Raw genomic sequence first — 20,965 nt, forward strand, 5'->3', positions numbered from 1 at the left:
CTTAAATTTCCCTTAAGGAAATGACTCTTTTTATCGCTTTCCGTTATATTGGATAAAAGGCAGGTCCTCAGAACTTTGATCTGCAGCTAAACAATAATTTCATGCGACAGCTTATACTCAAGATCCCAAAAGGCAATAAAGAGGAGGTACTTAAAACGGTAGAAAAATTTAACGGTAAGAATACCATTTTCCTTCCCAATAAGGAGCATGATGTTTTCTTTGTCTACCTGCCAAACCAGAAAGTAAATGACTTTTTAAAACAGATCGATGAGTTCGGGGAGCCCGAGGTAAACCTGATCCCCCGGGGAGTGATCTCCATGTATCCTCCGGCTTCCGAAGCACCCGACCAGGTGGCCGATGTACAGCCAAAAAGTTCGCTGGAGATATACCTTGGGGGAATTCAAAGCGTGGGCTCCATGTTTGGTCTTATAGGTTATTCATTGGTGGCAGGGATCATCGTGTGGATAGGTTTGTTCACTAACACCGCTTATTTACTGGTTGCGGCTATGCTGGTGGCTCCTTTCGCAGGGCCTGCAATGAATGCCGCTTTGGGAACGGCCGCCGGAAAAGCAGATCTTCTTAAGAGCAGCTTGAGCAGGTATGGAATTGCGATCTTCACCGGGATCGTGGCGAGTTTTCTTATGACTTTAGCGTTTCCGTTAAAAACACTTACTCCGCTAATGGAAGAGATAAGTCAGGTGTCGAAGTTTGCTGTCCTGCTGCCATTAGTTTCAGGATTTGCGGGAGCGGTGAATATTTGCCAGAGTGAGCGGGACAGTCTGGTCTCGGGAGCAGCGGTGGGTATTTTAGTTGCAGCTTCTTTGGCACCTCCTGTTGGCCTGGTAGGTGCCGGGATTTATATGATGGACTGGCAAGTAGTTTGGAGCAGCGTTTTCAGGATCCTGCTGCAACTACTGGGAATTCATATAGCCGCCACCCTGGTATTTTATTACTACGGGAAAGTAAGTCCCGGCGGAGTGAGATTTTTAAAAGGGAACAGACTAACCGGTCTCATAACCACCGGTATTGTAGCTGTAGGAATAGCCGCCATGATGTTCTGGCAATTCAGTAAGCCCGCTTTCCTGCGTAAAGCCAGTATGAATACCGAACTTAATGAGGTGCTTGATGCCGAACTGCAAAAGATCCCATACATCCTGGTGTTGAACAAGGACGTCACTTTCACCAACGAAAAATATCGGGATACTCCTGTAGCTAACTTTGCCGCAACGGTCATGCTCAAGGATACTTTACTGGAAAAGGGGGAGGTAAAAGCCAGGGTGATCGAACATTTGAAGAAGAATATGAACTATGATATTGAAAATTTATTTGAGGTTTACGATATAAAGGTGGTAGACCAATAGGTAATTCTTCTTTCGGGAGCAGGAGATGTTTACTCTAGAAATGGAGAAAGGCATCTTCCAGATGTTCTATCCTGGTGCCGGCTTTGTTCTTAATGATCGCCACGATATCAAACCTCACATTTACATCAAGTTCGTGGTCATTGACAAAAAAGTCAATAGCCTTGACGAGCTGGTTGATCTGTTTCTTTTTGACAAAATCCTGAGGATCCCCAAAATCTGGTGTGCTGCGGGTTTTGACTTCAATGACGGCCAAAACGTTCTGTTTCCTGGCAATGATGTCAACTTCAGCCTTTTGATAACGAAAATTTCGGACTACGATCTTGTACCCCTGTTCCACGAGGAATGCTACTGCCAGTTCTTCCCCTTCTTTTCCAAGTTCATTGTGGACTGCCATAGGTTACTCTTCCATTTGGAGTAAGATGGTCTTTACTGTGAGGTTTAGTTCCTCGATCTCTTCCCTTGAAGCCTCAATTATCTGATCTCCATAAAACTTAGTATTGGGTGTGTTGGTGGGGGCAAGGAATACCCTCACATTTGAATCGGCAAGTTTCCCGCCATTCCAGTCTACCGCACCACTGTAATCCCATCCAAAACCGTAGAATTTGAAGGGACCGTTCATTTTCTCCAGTTCGGCATACCCGGTTCCTATTTTTATTCCTGTAGCCGATTTCCAGCGGCCATTGTTCTCAAATCTTATCTGGTGAACCTTGCTTCGCGCATCATCTGCCCAGATCACCAGGATCTCATCTGGGGTATTGGGATACAAAATGCTGTAGGGTCTTTCGACGGTACCTTCTTCAAAGAAATCTGTTCCTTCAGTCATATTTGCTTCGGGATAGACCTGTTCCATATTATTTTGTGAAATGACATCTGCCAAATTCTCCACCTTGAATTTTTCCGCAGAATCAGTAGAGATATTTCGGCTTTTACAGGCAACGATTCCCATCAGCAGGAAGAGAAATATAATTTTACGCATTTTATTTTTTATTAAAAGTAGCCACATTTGCCGCAATGCCATGGCCTTTTACAAGAATTTAACTTGTAATCCACAGTACTTGCTTAACTTTACAGCCTTTAAAATCGAACCTGGAAATTGATGGAATCACCTAAGAAATATACGATCACGGCAGCCTTGCCTTATACTAACGGACCAATTCATATTGGTCACCTGGCGGGGGTTTATGTACCGGCAGATATTTATGCCAGGTTTATGAGAATGCAGGGCAGGGATGTTGCTTTTGTCTGCGGAAGTGATGAACATGGGGTTCCTATCACGATAAAGGCAAAAAAAGAAGGAGTTTCCCCGCAGGATGTGGTAGATAAATATCATAAGATCATCAAGCAGTCTTTCAAGGACTTCGGAATTTCTTTTGACAATTATTCCCGAACTTCAGCAAAAATACACCATAAAACAGCTTCAGAATTCTTTAAAAAATTATATGACGCGGGGAAATTTACTGAAGAGACCACCCAGCAATTATATGATGAAGAAGCCGGGCAATTCCTGGCAGATCGTTTTGTGGTAGGTACCTGCCCGAAATGCGGATTTGAAGAAAGCTATGGCGACCAGTGCGAAAAGTGCGGTACCAGCCATAACGCAACAGATCTTATCAATCCAAAGTCGGCTATCACAGGAGCTGTGCCTACCCTGAAGGAAACCAGGCACTGGTTCCTGCCACTTGACCAGTATGAAAACTGGCTTAAGGAATGGATCCTTGTGGGCCATAAAAAAGACTGGAAACCCAATGTGTACGGGCAGGTAAAATCCTGGATTGATGACGGTCTGCGCCCCAGGGCGGTAACCCGCGATCTTGACTGGGGAATTCCTGTACCGGTTGAGGGAGCAGAAGGAAAAGTGTTGTACGTGTGGTTTGATGCGCCCATTGGGTATATCTCTTCCACAAAAGAGTGGGCAGAAAAACACGGGAAAGATTGGGAACCTTACTGGAAAGATAAAGACACCAAACTGGTGCATTTCATTGGCAAAGACAATATCGTTTTTCATTGTATCATTTTCCCGGCCATGTTAAAGGCCGAAGGAAGTTATATACTCCCTGATAATGTGCCGGCAAACGAATTTTTGAACCTCGAAGGCAGGAAACTCTCCACTTCAAAGAACTGGGCTGTATGGCTACATGAATACCTGGAAGAATTTCCCGGGCAGCAGGATGTGCTGCGCTATGCACTCACTGCCAATGCGCCCGAAACAAAGGATAACGACTTTACCTGGAAAGACTTCCAGGCGAGGAACAACAATGAGCTGGTAGCCATCTTTGGGAACTTCATTAACAGAGTAGTGGTACTGACGAACAAATATTACGAGGGGGTTGTTCCGAAGCCGGGAGAATTTTCAGCAGTTGATGAACAAACCTTAGCGGAACTTAAGGCCTATCCTGCAGTGATCGCCAGTTCTATTGAGCGCTACAGGTTCAGGGAAGCGCAGGGAGAATTGATGAATGTCGCACGTCTGGGTAATAAATATTTAGCTGATGAAGAGCCATGGAAACTGATCAAGACTGATGAAGAAAGGGTGAAGACCATCATGTACGTGGCCCTGCAGATCGCTTCTGCGCTGGCTACCCTGAGCGAACCTTTTCTGCCGTTCACTTCTGAAAAACTGAAAAGGATGCTTGATTATGGTAAATCTTCTTCTGAAGCAATTATAACTACCAGCGGAGTGTTACTGGAAGAGAAGGAAGAGAAGGAGTGGGAGCAGATAGGCCAAAATTCTGACTTGTTGCCTGCCGGACATGAAATAGGAAAAGCCGAACTGTTGTTTTCAAAAATCGAAGATTCCCAGATCGTGGAACAACTGGATAAACTGGTGGCCACCAAAGCCTCTAACGAGGCAGAGAATTCTGTCGTAGAACCCCAGAAGGGTATCGCCACTTTTGAAGATTTCACTAAAATGGACCTGAGGGTGGGTACTATTGTGGAGGCCGAAAAAATGCCGAAAGCGAACAAACTTTTGGTACTTAAGGTGGATACGGGTCTGGATGTGCGCACCATAGTTTCGGGTATTGCGCAAAGTTTTAAGCCTGAAGAGATCATTGGAAAGAAAGTAACCGTAATGGTGAACCTTGCCCCCCGAAAACTCCGCGGAGTGGAAAGCGAGGGCATGATCCTGATGACAGAAAATAAAGAAGGAAAACTGGTGTTCCTGAACCCTGATGAAGACGGGGTGAAGAACGGGACGGTAATTTCCTAAATTAACAAACCTAACAGGTTTTCAAAACCTGTTAGGTTTCAATTTTGTTGACCTTGCTCAAAATCGCCTTCCATCCCATTTACGTGCTGCCTTTGCCAAAAGGCCACCGATTCCCGATGGAAAAATACGAGCTGGTGCCGCAGCAACTCTTGCACGAAGGCACCTGTACCCGGGATAACTTTTTCGAACCCGAGTTTCCCGATGAAGCAGATATCCTTGCGGTGCATGATAAGGATTATGTAGAGGCCCTGAAACATCAAACGCTTAGCTATAAGGAAGCAAGGAAGATCGGGCTACCGCTGTCTGAAAGACTGGTGGAACGGGAATTCATCATAGCCTCGGGTACCATTAAGGCAGCGGAATATGCTTTGAAGTATGGCATAGCCATGAACATTGCCGGCGGCACCCACCACGCCTACACCAATATGGGAGAAGGCTTTTGTATGTTCAACGATCAGGCGGTGGCTGCGAGATGGTTACAGCGCAACAACAAGGCTAAAAAGATCCTTATGGTCGATCTCGACGTCCACCAGGGTAACGGCACGGCGGAGATCTTCCAGAATGATCCTTCTGTTTTTACTTTTTCAATGCACGGAAAGAACAATTATCCGTTCAAAAAGGAAAAAAGTGATCTGGACATTGAGTTGGAGAACGGTACCGGGGATGAGGAATACCTGAAGATCTTAAAAGAAACCCTACCCCGGCTTATTCTAGAACAAAAGCCCGATTTCATCTTCTACCTCAGCGGGGTGGATATCCTGGCTTCAGATAAGCTGGGAAAACTGGCCTGCACCGAAGCAGGCTGTAAAGAACGTGACCGGTTCGTATTGCAAACCTGCCATGACTTGAAGATCCCTGTCGAGGTGAGTATGGGCGGCGGCTATTCCCCTCATATCAGAAATATTATTGACGCCCATGCTAACACTTTCAGGCTGGCACAGGAGATCTTTTTTTAATTCCTCTACAGGTAGATTGATATAAATCAGGATTTTTATCCGGCGGTTTTTCTAAATTGAGATAGAAAATCTTTTCTCTCTGATAGGAGAAAAGAGTGATAATTGGACATTATAACATATCCGGATGTCACCTTTTATGCTCGTTCCAACTGAAGAAGAGTACATAATAAGTATGTACCAATTTTATTTTATGTCAGGTTTGGCGTTGATGGTCATGTCAAGCCTGCAAGTGCTGGAGCTGCTTGGACTTTCTGAAATTAACTATTCCTATTTATATGAAACGATATCCGGATTCTTACTGGCTTTTTCTTTTCCCCTTCTTCTTTTCTTTTTGACCTTCCTTCCTTTCCTGTTAGAACTGATAAGGTATTGGCGGAAAAACTTATGGTTGAGTCTGCCTCTGATTGCCATTTTTTCTCAACTAATTTTCCTGGGCCTTTCTGTAGTCGTTAAGCTTTTTATTGTGCCTGCAGTTTTATGTTTCATAGTTTATAACATTATTGCAACTGCCGCCGGAATTTATGGATTTTGGGAGGTGAGGTCTCTTGACAATCCTACATTGAACAGGGAGTAAGAAGTATGATTCCGGTTCATGGATCTTCTGTTTCTTTAGATCTTAAAGGCTCGCTTAAATATCTTTTTTATAATCCCTTCCAAAGGGTGTCGATTGATATAAATCAGGTTTTTTTTCTTTCTTTTTTACTACTTTCAAAGGTGATTCCCCGTTCTGTCGTTCTATGATTTAGAGTAATGGGATCAATTGTCAAAAAGCGGAAAGCCAGGCGTAAAATATTTACGGTCTACATCATCTATTTGGTGAGCAGTGTGGCTTTGTTCCTGGTCTACCTTCAGTCTCAGCTATACGACTGGGGTGTATGGCCGTTTTCCTATCCCGAAATCTCGTTTATAGCCTTCTCATTCCTATTTCTTTTTTCAGTGCTACGCCTGCTTGTTTCCCTGCCTTTTCTTGTAAGATCGATTAGAAAAGAACCAAAGGATCTAAGCCTTAGTTTACCTCCCATTTTGGCAATTTCGATCCTGGTGGTATTCGTTTCCGGTATTGGTAATCAGGATGTTTTGACGGTTCTGGGAGGGATGTATATGGTTAGCGGCTTTATTTTTGGAATATATGGTATTCAAAAACTGAGGAGAGGCCAGGAAAAATTGCCGGTTTATCATCCTGAAGGAGAGGTGAGAAGAAGGGAAAAAACAGCGAAATTCCTCTATTTTATCTTTATCGCCACCGGAATGATCGGCCTGTTTTTATCGCTGGTTTCCTATTTCCCTGAAAGGAACTGGTGGCCTGCAAATGCGCTTTTGGATCTCGAAATGCTTATCACCATTCAGCTCTTTCTATTGGGTGCCGGAATTTTCAGATTGTTGTATCACTTTTCTTTTTTCATGTTCCTGTTCCGTCATGGCAGGTCAAACCTTAGCCTCACCGTTCCTCTTATCATTTTATTCGTGGGAGCGGTGTTGAAATTGCTGGTCCCGGGAAGTGTCCTTTCGGTGGCCACCGACTTATTATATTCTATCAGTGCCATTCTCTGCGGAATAACAGGTTTTTTCAAAAAGTCGGGAGAAGGAGGATACGCGATCCAACATGATGATCAAATTAGATGATTGATCCAATGAAAATGATCTTTCATCCCGAAATTCAAAGTGAAAAGGAGAACAGGACTCAACTCTACCTGTTCATGTTCTTTTGGTATCAGGACTGAGTGTCCTCTTCCTGGTGACCGGAGGAATCCTGGAAGAATTAAGGATTGGGTCTTATGCACAGTCAGAATTCTTTACCACCATGACCATCATGATCTTATTTGGATTTGCCAGGGGATTTTTCTACCTCATTTTCCTTCTTCCTGTATTCTTAATTATTCTGAAAAAGCATTTTCGACAGACAATTATTTCTTTGCCGCTGATCCTTTTGATCAGCGGAATCCTCATTTTAGCCATTTCTTTTTCCTTCGATAGTGCGGAAGGAAGTATTATGGAAGATGTGCTGATATATATATTAACACTGGTTTTCGGTTTTTATGGATTCACCGCCTTTGTAAGTGGAATTTTGGGTCTAACAGCCTTTTTAAAATACAAGAAGCATAAAAAGAATTCCCTTCATTGATATTTGTCAGGCTTTTTCTGCACTGTCTTACCTAAATTGAATAGTTTAAAAGCTGTCCATGGCCCGGACCATTAAAGAAGAGTCGAAAAATTAAAATCCTAAGCGATGTTGCCTGAAATGCGATTGCTTTCTGAAGATCACTACATAGCTGTTATGTACAAGTTCTATTTTACTACCGGGCTTATCCACGTGATCATTTCTATTTTAATGCTGCTGGATCTTCTGGGAATTTCAGAATTCAGTTACTCCAATTTTAATGAGGTGTCTTATATTTTTATGGTCTATTCCATCATCTTTTTCTTTATTCCATTTTTATTTATGGTTCCGTTCCTCTCCAAGTTAATAAGGTACCGCCGAAAAAATAAATGGTTAAGCCTTCCGCTGGTGCCATGGGTTCTTCAGGTACTGTTCGCGCTACTGGCCGATTATTCCTCAATTTTCCTGGTACTGGCCTACTTTTGTTTCATATCCTACGGAATTGTAGGATTTGCCGCAGGGCTCCATGGACTCAAGCTTATAAAGCTTCATGACGAACTTACTTTAAACCGGGATTAGATATAAAACAATAAACCCGCTGCAGAGAGCGGGTTTATTAGTCACGGGGAGAGTATTTTACTTTTCGATCAACTGGAGTTCTCTGCAAACCACCTCTGTGATGTGGCGTTTTACCCCCTCTTTGTCCTCATAGCTGCGGCTGCTGAGTTTTCCCTGGATCTCGATTTCCAAACCTTTTGGGACCTCTTTCTCTACCATCTCGGCCATCTTGCCCCAGGCAACGATGTTGTGCCAGTGGGTGTCGGTTACCTTTTCTCCCAAATGATTCCTGTAGGTTTCCCTGGTGGCGATCGAGAATCTGGCCATTTTCTTTCCGGAGCCAAAAATCAGGATCTCGGGAGCTCTTCCTACATTGCCTGTGAGCTGAACGTTGTTCTTTAGTGTGTTCATAATGATATGTATTATGGTTGACAGATCCTTATTTTCCGAGTAACAGCAGCTCATTGCAAACAACTTCAGTGATGTATCTTTTGATGCCATCCTTATCCTCATAGGTGCGGCTGGTAAGTTTTCCTTCCACGCCAATCTCTTTTCCTTTTGGGACATAGTTCTCCACGAGTTCTGCGGTCTTGCCCCAGGCCACCACATTGTGCCACTGCGTATCTGTGATCTTTTCTCCTTTGTTGTTCTTGTAGGTCTCATTGGTGGCGATGGAGAATTTCGCGAGCTTCTTGCCTGATTCAAGGGTTAGGATCTCTGGTGCGTTGCCTACGTGTCCAATCAACTGTACTTTGTTTCTTAATGTATTCATGATGTAAAGAATTTAATTAGTTGAAAATCATTCGTTCATTTCAACGAGACAAACATACTACCGGTAAAAAACGATAATCGGTTGATACTGATTTGTTTTCGTTTACATCCGTTTGTAAGCGTTTGTACGCGGATAAACCTGCAGCTTATTTAATTTTTGTAATATTACAGGAGAACCAAACTCCGCTTATGAAACAACTAACTTTCCATTTCTTTTGAAAAGATCACATGAATCAAAGAGCCTTTTGGAAATATTACCGGGATTTCAATTTATTTAATCTTGGGTTCTCGGTGATCAGCGGGATTTATTTTGGGCTACTCCCCGGGTTGCTTATCTTCCTTTCCTTTGGAATGTTAATTGGATATCTGGGATTTCATTATTTCAGGAGGGACGAATATTATTTGTATTACAATCTGGGCTTCACTAAAAAGGTTTTGCTTAAAAAAGTGTGGGTCTCTAATCTCATTTTTGCGGGTCCGGTTCTCCTAATTCTATTTCTATTTTCATGAGGCTGTTGGAGGTAAGCGAGGTGAATAAAGCCTTCGGGAAAAGACAAATTCTCGATAACGTTTCCTTCGGCTGTAAAAGGGGAGAACTTTTTGGCCTTTTTGGACGGAATGGTTCGGGGAAATCTACTTTGCTTAAAGCCACGATGGGAACTTTAAAAGTAGATTCAATAAGTCTTAGTATCGACAGGAAAGCAATTAATCCTTCAGAAATTATTCCGCAGCAAAAGATCGGCTATCTACCGCAGGATACATTCCTTCCAAAGGAGATGAAAGTACGGGATATTATCCCCCTGGTGTTTCCGAAGGGGGAGGAGCAGGACAAGATCTTTTATTCTGCCGGAATTTCAGCTTTTGATAGTAAAAAAGTCGGGAAGATCTCTGCCGGCCAGTTAAAATACCTGGAATTATTATTACTTGCCCATCTGCCGCATCCTTTCCTGTTGCTGGATGAGCCTTTTTCAATGGTGGAACCTCATTATATTGAAAAGATCAAAGAGTTGCTGCTTTCCCTTAAAGCTACCAAAGGTTTAGTGATCACAGACCATTATTACCTGGATGTACTTGAGCTTGCTGACCGTAGTATGGTATTAAAAAATGGAAAGTTATTCGGGATTGAAAATGAACAGGATCTCGCAGCGCATGACTATTTAAAAGCTAAAAAACAATGAAACCCGCATCGGTCAAAGAACTCAAAGATGAATTAAAACACCGCTCCCCGCAGGAACTGCTGGAGATCGTGTTGCGGCTTTCCCGCTTCAAAAAAGAGAATAAAGAATTACTCACCTACCTGCTTTTTTCCGCAGCAGATGAAGAAGGATATATTGAGGCGGTAAAACAGGAAATGGATCTACAGTTTGAGGAGATCAATCGCAGCAGCTACTTTTATATGAAGAAAAGCATGCGCAAGATCCTGCGGAATGTAAAGAAATTCAGCCGCTATTCGGGGAAAAAAGAGACAGAAACAGAGCTGCTTATCTATTATCTCAAAAAGATGCATGCCTATAGTCCTTCCATCCATCGCAACATTACCCTGCAAAACCTTTACGACCGACAACTGGCGCTGGTGAAGAAGAACATTGATAAGCTACACGAAGACTTGCAGTACGATCTTAATCTCGAGCTGGAAAAACTTAGTAGGTAGAATTGAGTATTGAGTAGTTAGTATTGAGTATAATTTTTAAGCACCAAGCACCAAGCACCAAGCACCAAGCACCAAGCACCAAGCACCAGGCGCGGGTATTCAAAAAAATCAGGAGAAATGATCTGATTATTGCTAATTGTTCATTGATAATTGAAAAAATACTAACTTTAGTAATATGGAAAAAGCCTGTTTGGAATGCGGGGAGAGAATAGTTGGCAGGACCGACAAGAAATTTTGCAGCGACTACTGCCGTAATGCCTATAACAACAACCTGAACAAGGACCGTAAGAACCTGGTACGAAATGTAAACAACCTGTTGCGCAAAAATTACCGTATCCTGGAGGAACTCAATCCAAACGATAAAACAAAAGCCAGCAAATCGAAATTGCTGGCCAAAGGTTTTAATTTTGATTATTTCACAAGCATCTATACCACCAAGACCGGAAACACCTATTATTTCGTGTACGACCAGGGATACCTGCCGCTGGAAGGGGATTATTACGCCCTGGTGAAGCGCATTTAAGTACGCCAGTTATCCCCTTTAAGATTTAAAGCTGCCCGCAGCACATCCCGCTGACTTATCTGTCCTATTAGTTTTCCATCCTTGACAATTGGAAAACGACGGAATTTACACTCAATGAACTTCTTGGCAGCATCGAGCACGTTCATACCGGCATCTATGGTTTCCACGTTGCAGGTCATACGTTGTTTCACTGTGTTGTGATCATCGGGCATGTTGTAATAACGACTATCAGATATATGCTTGATACAATCCCCTTCAGAAATTACTCCTAACAGTTTATTTTTTTCATCTACCACACAACCTCCCGAGATCTGGTGTTTCATGAGGGTGTCCATCACCTCATAAATGGTTTGTTCCTGCCTGAAGGTTATCAGGTTGGTCGACATGAAATCTGATACTGCTACCGGAGGCGTTTCCGCTTTTTCGGGCTCTGCTCTTCTTCCTTGAAAACTCTTTATTCCCATAGCAAAAGTATTTGAAAGTTAATTCTTAAAATATGATTTTTGCAGCAAATTCAAATGGCAATTAGCAATTATTTATGATATTCTGTGCATAACTTTCTGCCATTGCAGGTCTTTTAAATATCTTTGAGCTATGGTGAAAAAATTACAGGTCCAGATCTCCTTCCTCCTGCTTATTGCTGCTGTTTTCTGGAGCTTCTATGGAACCGGGCCGCATGTTGAATTAAGGGATGATGTTCCTGCGGAAGAATTTTCAGTGAAAAGGGCATTTTCCCACGTGGAGGCCCTTGCCCGGGAACCGCATTATGTAGGAAGTGCCGCCCACCGAAAAGCCCGGAATTACATCGTAGATCAATTAGAGGCCTTGGGGCTACTGGTCCAAACCCAGGAAGCCTGGTCGGTAAGTAATAAAGGTACCGTCACCCGGCCGCAGAATATCATTTCCCGCATAGAAGGTTCCGGCACCGGGAAAGCTCTTTTACTGCTCACGCACTATGACAGCGCCGTGCATTCCTCCCATGGAGCAAGTGACGCCGCAAGTGGTGTCGCTACCATCCTGGAAAGCGTCAGGGCCTATCTTGCCTCGGGAAAAACCCCCGTGAATGACATTATCCTGCTTTTTACCGATGCTGAAGAACTGGGCCTTAATGGAGCAGGTATATTCGTGGAGGAACATCCCTGGGCCGATGAGGTAGGACTGGCCCTTAATTTTGAGTCCCGCGGAAGTGGCGGAAGATCGTTCATGTTCCTTGAAACCAACGAAGGGAACAAAGTATTACTTGAAGAATTCCTGGAGGCAGGAGTAGAATACCCGGTGACAAATTCTTTGGTATACAGCGTTTATAAGATGCTGCCCAATGATACAGACCTTACGGTACTACGGGAGCAGGGAAATATCAACGGCTTCAACTTTGCCTTTATTGACGACCATTTTGACTATCATACCGCAACAGACCTTCCGGAAAATCTTGATATCAATACCCTTGCCCATCAGGGCAGTTACCTGGTGCCGTTACTGGAATACTTCAGCGAAAAACCTATCGAAAAAATGGGATCTGAAGAAGACCTTATTTTTTTCAATGTTCCCGTCTTTAACCTGGTGATGTACCCATTTTCCTGGATATGGCCCATGCTACTGCTTGCCATCATCATTTTTCTTGCAGTGCTGGGCTATGGGTTTTTTAAAAAACACCTGCGGCTTTCAGCAGTTTTGAAAGGCTTCGTTCCTTTACTCATTTCCCTTGTGGGAAGCGGGTTGCTTGGTTTCGGGCTTTGGAAACTCGCTCTGTTCCTGTATCCGCAATACCTGGAAATGGAACACGGCTTTACCTACAACGGCTACTATTACATCGCAGCGGTGATCTTTCTCTCCCTCGCTGTTTGTTTTTATGTCTATAACAGGTTCCGGAAGCCCGAAACTGCAGCCGATTTCTTCGTTGCTCCGCTTTTAGTCTGGATCCTGCTGAGTACCCTCACCGCTGTCTATCTGCAAGGTGCAGCATATTTTATTGTGCCGGTATTCTTCGGACTCATACAACTATTAATACTTTTCCAAAGACCGAAATTTGACCTTTTGGCCCTCACTTTTCTCAGTCTTCCAGCCATATTCCTGCTGGTCATTTTCATTGTAATGTTCCCGGTGGCACTGGGGCTCGGCATTTTGTTCTTATCGGCGGTGTTGACCGTGCTGTTATGGAGTCTGCTGTGGCCGGTATTTTCGTATTACAGGAAACTTCAGCTACTTGGATTTCTGAGTTTTCTCACATTTCTGACACTTTTTATAGTAGCGCACTTTACCTCAGATTTTTCTGCGGAAAAGCCCCGACCCAACAGCCTGGTTTATTTGTTGGATAAAGACAGGGAGGTCGCTACATGGAACTCTTATGATCATATGCTTGATGAATGGAATGCCTCTTATTTTCAGAATGCTTCCGAAGCTGTCGTGCAGGAAACGGTTTTCAGCAGTAAGTATAGCTCAGGGTTTACCCATACTGCTGTTGCACCTCAGATAACTGTTGCCGAACCTTATATAGGGATCCGTAAGGTGGCTTCAGAAGATCCGGAAGCAGATGCTTATTCAGTGAAAATAGCTTCTAACCGACCTGTGAACAGGATCGAACTGTATGCCGAAAAAACTTTGGATTTCCGCAGTTTTACCGTGAATGGTAAGGAAGCGCCCTATTTGCAACCGGGCGAAAGTGACCTGCACGTGTTCACCAACCGCTGGAATAACCGGGTGCTGGAATATTATCCCGTAAGCCGAGATACCCTGAGGCTTGAAGTAAACGTGGAAAAGGGAATGCACCCTAACATTGAATTATACGAAGCGGCCTATGATCTGTTTACCCATCCTGAACTGGATGTAAAACCCCGAAACTCCGGAATGATCCCCCGACCTTTTGTGCTGAATGATGCTATTGTTTTAAAACGTTCTTTTAAATTAGAGTAGAAACAAGAGTAAAGAGCCAAGAGACAAGAATCAAGACCAAAAGCACCAAATTTCAATTTTAAGAGGACAGAGGACAGAGGAGACAAGACTTAAATTAAGCACCAAATTCCAAGCACCAAATTCCAAGAAATGATTTGTAAATAAGAGGATTTGAAAATTTGAAAAATAAGTTAGTTTTCATGAAAACTTGTTAAGTTTGATCACTAAAAAGTAAGATCACAACCCGTAACCCGCAACCCGGAACAGATTTTACAATAACCAATTACTAATTAACCAATCCCTAATCACTATTATACCGTTAAAGAACATATCGATTTTAGGAACCGGCTGGTTGGGTATGCCGCTGGCAAAAATGCTTCTTGCTGAAGGAATTTCAGTAAAAGGTTCCACAACTTCTGCGGAAAAATTGCCGCTTTTAAGAGATGCCGGAATAGAATCTTATGAGATAAGGGTTGCTGCGGAAGGAATTCATGGAGATATAGAAGGTTTTCTGGCATCTACCGATGTTCTGATAATAGATTTTCCTCCGGGGCTGCGGAAGGATCCAAAATTGGATTATTCGGGAGCAATTGAGAGACTTTCTGAAGCTATAGAGGAATCAGGGGTTGAAAAGGTAATATTTGTAAGCTCCATTTCGGTTTATGAAGAGACAGAGAGTTTCAGGATCTATACAGAAGATACTGCCCCTAACTCGACCTCAATTTCAGGAAGAGAGATCATTTCCGCAGAAAGAATTCTGCTCCATAACGCCCTTTTTGACACCACTGTAATTCGTTTTGGAGGCCTCATTGGAGCCGGGCGACATCCCGTGAAGTACCTGGCCGGCAGGACCGCCCTCTCAAATCCGTTAGGGCCGGTAAATCTCATTCATTTAAACGACTGCCTGAAGGTGATAAAAAATGTGCTTGAAAATGACATTTATGGAGAAGTATACAATGCCGTTTATCCGCTGAACCCGCCACGTGAAAAGTATTACACAGAAAAAGCCCGTGAAGCGGGATTAGAAATTCCACAGTTCGATCACTCCAAACCTTCGGTCGGCAAAGTGATCTCGGCCTCCAAAGTGATGCGGGAACTGGGAGTGGAGTTTCGGGAGAAAATCTAGATCAATGATCAATTAACAAGGATCAATTATCAGTCTCACATTAAACCTGCATTTTGGGTTTGTGCAGAAGCGGCATGGTAGTTGGATATATAGTTAAAAACCTACAGATCATGAAAAAATTTACATTAATAATTGCAAGTGTTTTATTTATGCTGTCTTCATTTTCTGCTATTTCCCAGAATAAAGGAAAGGGTCAAAGCGAAAAGATGAAGGCGCGTAATGAAGTGGCTAAGGAGGAAAGAAAAGAGATCAAAGCCGACGCGAAATTGTATAGGGAAAGAGCCCGGGAAGAAGCTAAATGGCACAGGGAACGTGAAAGGGAATTAGATAAGCTTGGAAGGGAAGAAAGAAAAGATGAGGCCCAAGTTTACCGCGAAATGGCCAAAGCAGATGCTGAATTTTACAGGGAAAGAGCCAGGGAAGCAGCCGAAAGAGCGAGAGACATGCGTAGATCTTCCAATGAACTGGAGAGAGAACAGGCAAAAGCTGATGCTGAATACTATAAAGCACGAGCTAAAGAAGCTGCAGAAAGAGAAAGAGAACTTAGGAAAGAGAAGGCCGAGTGGAACAGGGAACGTGCTAAGGAAGCCGCCGAATATCACCGTGAACGTGCCAAAGAAGCAGCAGAGCGCGAGAGAGAACTCCTGAAAAAGGAACGTGAGCTAAGACGCAAAGGAAGAAAATAAAATGACCTGAGTAATCAGACTTGAAAAGAGATATAAGCCGGCAATTTGCCGGCTTTTTTTGTGTTGCAGTGATGGCACGGCACGGGATTTTGTGGGTGAACGGCCCGGATTACAAATCCGCGCCAACGCCCGATTTTTTATATTTCCTTATAATTCTTTCTTTTCTCGCAGAGATCGCGAAGCTCTCGCAGAGGACGCTGAAGTTGTGGCCCGGATTTACAGATTATTCTCTGCGGTCTTTGCGCCTGCTTCTGCGGATTTTGCGTGAAAGATCCTCCAATTAACCTTTTTGGAATTTGGCCCACCTTCGCTCCTTCTTTGTAAAATACTACGAAGGATAAAAAAAGCTCCGGTGGGTAAAAATTTGGAATTTGGGATTTGGAATTTGGAATTTGTTTTGTGGTGCTTCCCTTCTTGATAACTTTTGAAACTTTATGAGTTGCTTCCCACGCCTGATTTTTTAGATTTGAGGTTTTGAAAAATTCCGGGAAAGCCTATGAGCGCATTTGTGATAAGTAAACGAGATAATGGGAATTATAAATTCACCTTTGCCTCACGAAGAGGGAAGACCCTCTTCACCAGCATTGCCTGCAGGGAGAAATCAGACTGCGAGAAGATCATAGAGACCATCCAGAACGATCTGGACTCTTTTACTTTTCGAAAGGCCAGGACAGGCTCGGGAAAGCATTTCTTCAGGATCACCCGCGGCGGACTCGTGCTTGCCACAAGCCGTAAATTCTCTACAGAGCTTATGCTTCAAAAAGGCATTGACCAGTTCCTCAAATATGTTCCCGAGGCAGAAACACTTGATTTCTCCCTTAGTGAAGATGTTTTTGCTGAAGTGGAGGAATGATCAATTAACAATGATCAATTAGCAAGTAACAAATAAGTGAACAGGGATTATGAATGCAGCTGAATTGGAGTGGAAGAACTTGGGTTTTATTAAGTATTATATCTCAGATCAATGTTAAGGCAAATCTTCCGTAAATGGCTTTTTTCCATTTTAGCGGTATATTTAGGCAGCGGGGAGCTCTAATATTTTCGAGAATAACGCCTTATATTCCTGAACCTGCTTATTAAACTCCTTCTGTAAATGGAGACCAACTAAAACTCCTGTTGCTAATAAAATTCCTCCCACTATGAAAATATAGGAATTGTTATTGTATTCCAAAACCATCCCGGCTAACAAACCAACCCCCAAAAAAATATGTCCATATAACAGCAATTTAGATAAAGGGTGTAGCTTAAAAGAAATGTCTACGCTGGTGTTATTTTCAGAATTTTCTTTATATATTTTTCCGTTTACAATTAGATTATTTTGGCTATTTATTTCAAATGCAAGTAGCATCCGTTTTCGTAATTTAAATTTCACCAGGTCTTTTTTATTAGAATCTATTTTAAAGACAAATCTGTTAGTTCGTCCAAGTGAAGAATCTAATTTTCTGCTGATCTCATTAGGATCACTTTGTACATTAAAATTCCATGCTTTCATTTTAACTTTATTAGAAATTTTGCCAGGGTCTTGTATAAACAGCGCGAGCTGTGAGCTTTGCTAAGGATAAAAAAGCTCTAATGAAGAGCTTAAAAATGTCATTTAAGAGAGGTGCTTCCTGAATTGTTCTTTATTCCTTATTGGTTATATAGTATTGGACATTTACCAATTCATAGGACTCGATTATCACGATATCCCGGGATTCCTGCTGGTCATAAGTCAATATGCAACTAGAGTTGGCAGCAATTTCATAACAGGGAATTGAAGCGTTTTTAGAAAAACTGCTGGTTGTTTGGAGCCCATCTACATCAACAGTGAGAACAGGTACTCCAGAAACAGGATAATCGTTAGGATTGTTTAGTTTGATTTCAAACTGCAGCCTGGATGTATTGTTTCCTGTGTCTGGTGTAAATTCGAACTTCAAAACCTCATAGGAAAAATCATCTAACCCGGGTGGTTCAATTAATTTAGACTCTGTTGGTTCAGGAGTATCGCAGGAAACTTCCTGGCTAATGTCATAACTATAAGATTGATTGTTGACATAGTAATATTGAGGAATAGTAATTGTTTTCATGCATTCCTCATCTGTATCATTCGAAGAGCATCCTAACAATAAAACTGCAGTTAAAAATAATACAGGAAATTTCAATCTTTTATTCATTTCTATCATGTGTTTATTAACTCCACGGGAGTATATATAAAGTTTCTATTCAAAATCTGGATCCAAAATAGACAAACAGGTTCAAAACCAAACCGGTTGATCAATCGTTACATATATTCATCAATAACCTGGCGGCAGTTGAGGCTTATTTCGTTGTAGGGAGATAGTAAAATTAACAAATATTTAGTATTCATAGCATCTTTTTCGTTCAATGGTTGAAATTTATTTGGGCGATTTTTTCCAAAGCTTCACAGCTTTCAGCAGCGAATTCCTGCTGAAATTTTCCCTGCTCTGCCGCTTCACAATCTTTTTAAATAAGAGGTCAAAAAATTGACTTTCAGGCTATTAATAGTTAAATTATGGCTAATTCTAATTCGCTGATCCTTAGGGAAAGTAGATATTGAATGTTTAACTAAAAAATAAAGATTATGGAAAATGTAGCGAATAAGAAGAATGGTGTAAATGTCGATCAGCTGGTCGACACGATCGAGGCGGTAAAAAATGATCCTGAAGTGGCCGATTTTCGGTTCAGGGCGAAGACAGAATGGTTGGGCGGCGGACACAGCCGTACTACCTTTAAAAATTTTTACGGGGCAAAGCAGGAGGATAGCTCCCGCAGCAAGCCCATTGTAATGGAGGGTGATGAGCCTCCCGTACTTTTAGGGAATAACTGGGGCGCCAACGCGGTAGAAGCCGTGCTTCATGCTCTGGGTTCCTGCCTTAGCGTAGGCTTTGTCTACAATGCGGCAGCCCGTGACATCAGCGTGAAATCCCTTGAATTTGAACTTGAGGGAAAAATGGACCTGCACGCCTTTTTGGGGCTTTCTGAAAAAAGTCGGCCCGGTTACGAACACATAAGTGTGAAGTACAGGGTAGAGGCTAATGCCCCCAAAGAAGAGCTGAAAGAACTATGTGATTATGTACAGAAAACTTCCCCGGTCCTGGATATGCTGCGCAATCCGGTGAAGGTGGATGTGGAAATGATATGAGCTTGAACTTTACTTAAGGGTCAGTGATCAGGAGGGCGGGATTTTCCGCCTTTTTGAATGGGCAATTGGACCCCTAAATAATAAATTCGTTCTATAAAGAGAGATGAAAGTTCGCCGGGGGAAGCCTTGGCCGGGATGCTATTCTTACTAATAAAACGGTCTTATAGCCTTCGGAAAAATGAGAGTCCTAAAGGCCAAAGAAGATTCTTAGCTGTTCTTCTCCCGGCTGCCCCATTCGGCCCAGGAACCGTCATAAACCGATTTCTTTTGGTCAAGGACCAGTTCGCTGGCCAGTAACAGGATGCAGGCCGTTATTCCCGAGCCACAACTAAAGACCAGTTCCTTTGACGGGTCATTTACTTCTTTAAAAACAGCTCTCAGCTCCTCTTTTTCTTTGAATTTTCTATTATCAAGGACTTCTTCGAAAGGAATATTGACCGAACCCGGAATATTCCCGCTTCTCACTCCTGCCCGGGGTTCGGGAACAGTCCCGATAAATCTTTCCCGGCTTCTGGCGTCGATGATTAGCGCCTCTTTTGCGGTGAGGTTTTGCTTTACAAAATCCAGGTCCGAAACCAGTTCCGGCTTGAAACGCGCAGTAAAATTGCCAGACTTCTTTGCCGTATCATGTGCTGTTTGTGTGGGATATCCCGACTTTACCCATGCCGAAAGTCCACCGTCAAGGACAGCGATCCTATCGTGCCCCATGGCCCTGAACATCCACCATACCCGGGGACTAGTGTAAATTCCAAGATTATCATAGACCACGATCTCACTGGAATTGTCAAGCCCCAGTTTTCTGCAGTTCTTCCCGAACTGTTCGGGAGACGGAAGCGTGTGAGGAAGACCGGAGGTGAGGTCACTAAAATCGGTATCAATATCGAAATACCTCGCGTTCTTAATAACCGTGTTCCCAAATTCAGGTTTGAGCCCCGACACGTTGGACTGCGGACTGCAATCCAGAATGATGAGATTGGGATCATCTAACCTCCGGTTCAATTGTGCAGCGCTTATTATTGGGCTTTTCATAGGAAAAAGTTTTTAATATTGAGGAGGGGCTTTTTGTTGTTGATCAAAACCAGGATTTAAGAGGTTTTAAAATAGGTGTGGAAGTCTTCAAACCGGATTTTTAATTCCGTAAGCTGTTTTTCTGCTTCAACTATTGACTTTGCAGCGATAAGGCCGTGCATGTTGGTTTCTATGCCATTGAAGAAAATATGTATCTGGTCGAATAATTTCCCATTATAGGAATCGTCCAGGAGGATGACCTTGGCATCATCAAAGATCTCTTTTCCCAGTTGGTTGTAATCGGAAAGCTCGTTCGAATTAAAGCTGTTTATCTTCTCAATAGCTGCGTTCATGCGGTCCATAGTTTCTTTTTTCAGGACCCATTTGCTGCCATTGTTCAACTCCAGCTCTCCAACCGGATTTTGCCTCGCCATTGCCGGGGCAGTACCAAAATCGTGTTCATAGAGGGTTTCTGCTATTAAACGGAGTTCGTTATCCTCATAAAGTAATTTAGGCATTAGGTTGAATTTCTTTACCGCTCCCGGCATCAAGGTTGTTTCCAGGGAAGGATCCTGGATGAAAGAGACCATGGCATTTATAAACTCCTCTTTATCCGGATAGGTGGGTTTATAATGCTCCTGCACCTGTACCATGGGTGGGGCGATCATCTGTGCTTTTTTTGAAGGATCGGGTTTTGCGAGATGACAGATAAAGCACTTTTGAGTCATTAGTTCGTAGCCCCGTGTTTCGGGCGGAGTATTTTGTGCAACTTCCGTGTACCGGGAATTACTGGTTTGCAGGGAATCTGTGGTCTTTTGATCCTGTTTGTTCTCTTTTTGGCTCGTATTGCAACCTGCCAGGCTAATAAGCAATACCACCAGGAATAGGCTTGTTCTCATTGATGTAAAATTTGTCACAGGGACTGTTAGGGGGATAGGAAAGTATTTACCGCGATCTCTCATTCGCAAGTGAGGTAATAACAATTAAA

Annotated in this window: 24 protein-coding genes; 15 read left to right on the top strand and 9 right to left on the bottom strand. The window is 42.9% G+C overall.

The window, feature by feature from the left end; translation table 11 throughout:
- The first annotated feature begins 101 nt into the window (after positions 1-101).
- Positions 102-1,361: a DUF389 domain-containing protein gene (locus ACFSTG_RS06645; protein WP_380749971.1), complete on the top strand. Its 1,260-nt coding sequence runs from the start codon at positions 102-104 to the stop codon at positions 1,359-1,361.
- A gap of 34 nt (positions 1,362-1,395) precedes the next feature.
- Here the strand turns inward: ACFSTG_RS06645 and ACFSTG_RS06650 are convergent, their stop codons facing one another.
- Complete coding sequence (locus tag ACFSTG_RS06650; RefSeq protein ID WP_380749974.1) at positions 1,396-1,755, bottom strand: YraN family protein; 360 nt, start codon at positions 1,753-1,755, stop codon at positions 1,396-1,398.
- Positions 1,756-1,758: 3 nt separating this feature from the next.
- Positions 1,759-2,337 (bottom strand): hypothetical protein, encoded by a 579-nt coding sequence (locus tag ACFSTG_RS06655; protein ID WP_380749977.1) that lies wholly within the window; start codon positions 2,335-2,337, stop codon positions 1,759-1,761.
- A gap of 120 nt (positions 2,338-2,457) precedes the next feature.
- Here ACFSTG_RS06655 and metG point away from each other — a divergent pair, with 120 nt between their 5' ends.
- The 6 genes from metG to ACFSTG_RS06685 all read left to right on the top strand — a co-directional run bounded on the left by metG (position 2,458) and on the right by ACFSTG_RS06685 (position 8,202).
- Positions 2,458-4,569: a methionine--tRNA ligase gene (gene metG / locus ACFSTG_RS06660; RefSeq protein ID WP_380749979.1), complete on the top strand. Its 2,112-nt coding sequence runs from the start codon at positions 2,458-2,460 to the stop codon at positions 4,567-4,569.
- 53 nt (positions 4,570-4,622) lie between these two features.
- Entirely contained in the window at positions 4,623-5,525 is a 903-nt protein-coding gene (locus ACFSTG_RS06665; RefSeq protein ID WP_380749982.1) for a histone deacetylase family protein, read from the top strand.
- A gap of 124 nt (positions 5,526-5,649) precedes the next feature.
- Positions 5,650-6,099, top strand: a complete 450-nt coding sequence (locus ACFSTG_RS06670) for a hypothetical protein (RefSeq protein ID WP_380749985.1) — start codon at positions 5,650-5,652, stop codon at positions 6,097-6,099.
- Positions 6,100-6,275: 176 nt separating this feature from the next.
- Entirely contained in the window at positions 6,276-7,148 is an 873-nt protein-coding gene (locus tag ACFSTG_RS06675; protein ID WP_380749988.1) for a hypothetical protein, read from the top strand.
- An 82-nt stretch (positions 7,149-7,230) separates the two neighbouring features.
- Positions 7,231-7,647 (top strand): hypothetical protein, encoded by a 417-nt coding sequence (locus ACFSTG_RS06680; protein WP_380749991.1) that lies wholly within the window; start codon positions 7,231-7,233, stop codon positions 7,645-7,647.
- Between the two features lie 105 nt (positions 7,648-7,752).
- Positions 7,753-8,202 carry a hypothetical protein gene (locus tag ACFSTG_RS06685; protein ID WP_380749994.1) on the top strand — a complete coding sequence of 150 codons (450 nt, stop codon included), beginning with the start codon at positions 7,753-7,755 and terminating at the stop codon, positions 8,200-8,202.
- Positions 8,203-8,259: 57 nt separating this feature from the next.
- Here the strand turns inward: ACFSTG_RS06685 and ACFSTG_RS06690 are convergent, their stop codons facing one another.
- Entirely contained in the window at positions 8,260-8,592 is a 333-nt protein-coding gene (locus ACFSTG_RS06690; protein WP_380749996.1) for a single-stranded DNA-binding protein, read from the bottom strand.
- Between the two features lie 28 nt (positions 8,593-8,620).
- Complete coding sequence (locus ACFSTG_RS06695) at positions 8,621-8,953, bottom strand: single-stranded DNA-binding protein (protein WP_380749998.1); 333 nt, start codon at positions 8,951-8,953, stop codon at positions 8,621-8,623.
- Positions 8,954-9,458: 505 nt separating this feature from the next.
- Between ACFSTG_RS06695 and ACFSTG_RS06700 the strand changes: the two genes are divergently transcribed.
- From ACFSTG_RS06700 to ACFSTG_RS06710, 3 genes are all read left to right on the top strand, one after another.
- Positions 9,459-10,130: an ATP-binding cassette domain-containing protein gene (locus ACFSTG_RS06700; RefSeq protein WP_380750001.1), complete on the top strand. Its 672-nt coding sequence runs from the start codon at positions 9,459-9,461 to the stop codon at positions 10,128-10,130.
- Positions 10,127-10,603, top strand: coding sequence for a hypothetical protein (locus tag ACFSTG_RS06705; protein ID WP_380750004.1), 477 nt, complete (start codon positions 10,127-10,129; stop codon positions 10,601-10,603). The genes ACFSTG_RS06700 and ACFSTG_RS06705 overlap by 4 nt, the downstream gene beginning before the upstream one ends.
- Before the next feature lie 175 nt (positions 10,604-10,778).
- On the top strand, positions 10,779-11,126 hold the full coding sequence (locus ACFSTG_RS06710) for a hypothetical protein (protein WP_380750007.1): 348 nt from the start codon (positions 10,779-10,781) through the stop codon (positions 11,124-11,126).
- On the opposite strand, the gene ACFSTG_RS06715 is transcribed toward ACFSTG_RS06710, so the two are convergent.
- Entirely contained in the window at positions 11,123-11,590 is a 468-nt protein-coding gene (locus tag ACFSTG_RS06715; RefSeq protein WP_380750010.1) for a CBS domain-containing protein, read from the bottom strand. The genes ACFSTG_RS06710 and ACFSTG_RS06715 overlap by 4 nt on opposite strands.
- Positions 11,591-11,720: 130 nt before the next feature.
- On the opposite strand from ACFSTG_RS06715, the gene ACFSTG_RS06720 reads away from it, so the two are divergent.
- The 4 genes from ACFSTG_RS06720 (at position 11,721) to ACFSTG_RS06735 (ending at position 16,680) form a co-directional block, all read left to right on the top strand.
- Positions 11,721-14,036 carry a M28 family peptidase gene (locus ACFSTG_RS06720; RefSeq protein WP_380750013.1) on the top strand — a complete coding sequence of 772 codons (2,316 nt, stop codon included), beginning with the start codon at positions 11,721-11,723 and terminating at the stop codon, positions 14,034-14,036.
- Between the two features lie 331 nt (positions 14,037-14,367).
- Positions 14,368-15,141 (top strand): NAD(P)H-binding protein, encoded by a 774-nt coding sequence (locus ACFSTG_RS06725; RefSeq protein ID WP_380750016.1) that lies wholly within the window; start codon positions 14,368-14,370, stop codon positions 15,139-15,141.
- Between the two features lie 110 nt (positions 15,142-15,251).
- Positions 15,252-15,827 carry a hypothetical protein gene (locus tag ACFSTG_RS06730; RefSeq protein ID WP_380750019.1) on the top strand — a complete coding sequence of 192 codons (576 nt, stop codon included), beginning with the start codon at positions 15,252-15,254 and terminating at the stop codon, positions 15,825-15,827.
- A gap of 496 nt (positions 15,828-16,323) precedes the next feature.
- On the top strand, positions 16,324-16,680 hold the full coding sequence (locus ACFSTG_RS06735) for a DUF1508 domain-containing protein (protein ID WP_380750022.1): 357 nt from the start codon (positions 16,324-16,326) through the stop codon (positions 16,678-16,680).
- Positions 16,681-16,842: 162 nt separating this feature from the next.
- On the opposite strand, the gene ACFSTG_RS06740 is transcribed toward ACFSTG_RS06735, so the two are convergent.
- Both ACFSTG_RS06740 and ACFSTG_RS06745 read right to left on the bottom strand, forming a co-directional pair.
- Positions 16,843-17,319: a DUF423 domain-containing protein gene (locus tag ACFSTG_RS06740; protein WP_380750025.1), complete on the bottom strand. Its 477-nt coding sequence runs from the start codon at positions 17,317-17,319 to the stop codon at positions 16,843-16,845.
- A 130-nt stretch (positions 17,320-17,449) separates the two neighbouring features.
- Entirely contained in the window at positions 17,450-17,980 is a 531-nt protein-coding gene (locus tag ACFSTG_RS06745) for a hypothetical protein (protein ID WP_380750028.1), read from the bottom strand.
- Positions 17,981-18,408: 428 nt separating this feature from the next.
- Here ACFSTG_RS06745 and ACFSTG_RS06750 point away from each other — a divergent pair, with 428 nt between their 5' ends.
- The gene (locus tag ACFSTG_RS06750; RefSeq protein WP_380750031.1) at positions 18,409-18,969 is read left to right on the top strand and encodes an OsmC family protein; all 561 of its coding nucleotides are present in this window, start codon (positions 18,409-18,411) and stop codon (positions 18,967-18,969) included.
- A gap of 207 nt (positions 18,970-19,176) precedes the next feature.
- On the opposite strand, the gene ACFSTG_RS06755 is transcribed toward ACFSTG_RS06750, so the two are convergent.
- The gene (locus tag ACFSTG_RS06755; protein WP_380750034.1) at positions 19,177-19,998 is read right to left on the bottom strand and encodes a sulfurtransferase; all 822 of its coding nucleotides are present in this window, start codon (positions 19,996-19,998) and stop codon (positions 19,177-19,179) included.
- A gap of 56 nt (positions 19,999-20,054) precedes the next feature.
- A complete protein-coding gene (locus tag ACFSTG_RS06760; protein WP_380750037.1) occupies positions 20,055-20,876 on the bottom strand; it encodes a hypothetical protein in 822 nt (273 codons plus the stop codon).
- Positions 20,877-20,965: the final 89 nt, after the last annotated feature.

The sequence above is a fragment of the Salinimicrobium flavum genome (assembly GCF_042684505.1).
Taxonomy (GTDB): Bacteria; Bacteroidota; Bacteroidia; order Flavobacteriales; family Flavobacteriaceae; genus Salinimicrobium; species Salinimicrobium flavum.

What these genes read in the sequence shown, in the direction of transcription:
- ACFSTG_RS06645 (WP_380749971.1), top strand. Translation starts at nt 102, where the DNA reads ATGCGACAGCTTATACTCAAGATCCCAAAAGGCAATAAAGAGGAGGTA.
- ACFSTG_RS06650 (WP_380749974.1), bottom strand. Translation starts at nt 1,755, where the DNA reads ATGGCAGTCCACAATGAACTTGGAAAAGAAGGGGAAGAACTGGCAGTA.
- ACFSTG_RS06655 (WP_380749977.1), bottom strand. Translation starts at nt 2,337, where the DNA reads ATGCGTAAAATTATATTTCTCTTCCTGCTGATGGGAATCGTTGCCTGT.
- metG (WP_380749979.1), top strand. Translation starts at nt 2,458, where the DNA reads ATGGAATCACCTAAGAAATATACGATCACGGCAGCCTTGCCTTATACT.
- ACFSTG_RS06670 (WP_380749985.1), top strand. Translation starts at nt 5,650, where the DNA reads ATGTCACCTTTTATGCTCGTTCCAACTGAAGAAGAGTACATAATAAGT.
- ACFSTG_RS06675 (WP_380749988.1), top strand. Translation starts at nt 6,276, where the DNA reads ATGGGATCAATTGTCAAAAAGCGGAAAGCCAGGCGTAAAATATTTACG.
- ACFSTG_RS06685 (WP_380749994.1), top strand. Translation starts at nt 7,753, where the DNA reads ATGTTGCCTGAAATGCGATTGCTTTCTGAAGATCACTACATAGCTGTT.
- ACFSTG_RS06690 (WP_380749996.1), bottom strand. Translation starts at nt 8,592, where the DNA reads ATGAACACACTAAAGAACAACGTTCAGCTCACAGGCAATGTAGGAAGA.
- ACFSTG_RS06695 (WP_380749998.1), bottom strand. Translation starts at nt 8,953, where the DNA reads ATGAATACATTAAGAAACAAAGTACAGTTGATTGGACACGTAGGCAAC.
- ACFSTG_RS06700 (WP_380750001.1), top strand. Translation starts at nt 9,459, where the DNA reads ATGAGGCTGTTGGAGGTAAGCGAGGTGAATAAAGCCTTCGGGAAAAGA.
- ACFSTG_RS06705 (WP_380750004.1), top strand. Translation starts at nt 10,127, where the DNA reads ATGAAACCCGCATCGGTCAAAGAACTCAAAGATGAATTAAAACACCGC.
- ACFSTG_RS06710 (WP_380750007.1), top strand. Translation starts at nt 10,779, where the DNA reads ATGGAAAAAGCCTGTTTGGAATGCGGGGAGAGAATAGTTGGCAGGACC.
- ACFSTG_RS06715 (WP_380750010.1), bottom strand. Translation starts at nt 11,590, where the DNA reads ATGGGAATAAAGAGTTTTCAAGGAAGAAGAGCAGAGCCCGAAAAAGCG.
- ACFSTG_RS06720 (WP_380750013.1), top strand. Translation starts at nt 11,721, where the DNA reads ATGGTGAAAAAATTACAGGTCCAGATCTCCTTCCTCCTGCTTATTGCT.
- ACFSTG_RS06730 (WP_380750019.1), top strand. Translation starts at nt 15,252, where the DNA reads ATGAAAAAATTTACATTAATAATTGCAAGTGTTTTATTTATGCTGTCT.
- ACFSTG_RS06735 (WP_380750022.1), top strand. Translation starts at nt 16,324, where the DNA reads ATGAGCGCATTTGTGATAAGTAAACGAGATAATGGGAATTATAAATTC.
- ACFSTG_RS06740 (WP_380750025.1), bottom strand. Translation starts at nt 17,319, where the DNA reads ATGAAAGCATGGAATTTTAATGTACAAAGTGATCCTAATGAGATCAGC.
- ACFSTG_RS06745 (WP_380750028.1), bottom strand. Translation starts at nt 17,980, where the DNA reads ATGAATAAAAGATTGAAATTTCCTGTATTATTTTTAACTGCAGTTTTA.
- ACFSTG_RS06750 (WP_380750031.1), top strand. Translation starts at nt 18,409, where the DNA reads ATGGAAAATGTAGCGAATAAGAAGAATGGTGTAAATGTCGATCAGCTG.
- ACFSTG_RS06755 (WP_380750034.1), bottom strand. Translation starts at nt 19,998, where the DNA reads ATGAAAAGCCCAATAATAAGCGCTGCACAATTGAACCGGAGGTTAGAT.
- ACFSTG_RS06760 (WP_380750037.1), bottom strand. Translation starts at nt 20,876, where the DNA reads ATGAGAACAAGCCTATTCCTGGTGGTATTGCTTATTAGCCTGGCAGGT.